Origin of the sequence: Cupriavidus yeoncheonensis (genome assembly GCF_905397275.1) — a bacterium.
Lineage (GTDB): Bacteria > Pseudomonadota > Gammaproteobacteria > Burkholderiales > Burkholderiaceae > Cupriavidus > Cupriavidus yeoncheonensis.
Genome location: NZ_CAJPUY010000076.1, coordinates 1 through 738, shown reverse-complemented (window position 1 = coordinate 738; position 738 = coordinate 1). Strand labels below are relative to the sequence as shown.

Annotated in this window: 1 protein-coding gene; it reads left to right on the top strand. The window is 58.9% G+C overall.

The genetic code is table 11. The features are described from left to right. Window positions 1–185 (top strand): hypothetical protein (locus KHO22_RS32350; protein ID WP_211951265.1); only part of this gene is annotated, 185 nt, incomplete at its 5' end. Window positions 186–738 lie beyond the last annotated feature (553 nt).

The following is a 738-nucleotide window of genomic DNA, read 5'->3' as shown; positions in this document are numbered from 1 at the left end:
CACCTATCCTGTCACGTTCCCCAGAAGCAACTGAACTACCGGCGCCTTTGATCGGAAGGCCGGGGCGCGTTCATTCCATCTTTTGCCCGAGCGGCAAAAGTAGGCAAAAACTCGTCTTCGTGGTCGACGATCGGCTCGATGGGGTGAAGACGGTACAGGGCATAGCCAGACTGCCTGCCGCGTAGATGATCAGGATAGACACGTCGGATGAACGAACCCGGATTACTTGGTGGCCCCTGCTAAGCACGCCCTCGGTGGGACGCCTACGGCTGCGCTGCGCGCACTCAGCGGAAAACAATAAGGGCAGGGGAGTTGCTGGGAGAGGACCGGGACGGACGGGAAGCACCGCGCCAGCGACATTGATGTCCCGTGCATCCCGACTAGGACGTGCGCGCAGCGCAGCCGTAGGCGTCCCACCGCTGGCGCTGTTGGAACGCTGTACCCGAGCCCTACATGGGGATCGTTCAAAAGCAGGTTATCGCAGGCACTGGTTCTGAATCACTATGCGTAGCAGAGTCGAATGGGCAACCACGTCTCGCGAGACCAACGCCGCTGGAACCATAGAAGCGCATCGTTGATAGCCAGCCGCTCAGGCGACGCGTTTTTCTGCTTACTCTTTTGTCGCTTCCCTCCATGTCAGGATAGTTGTCGCCTCGCCGCCTTTCGATGAAGGACAATGGGGGGCGGTAACGGTTGGAAGATGAAACCTTATCCGGCGGAGTACAAAGAATGGGTGGT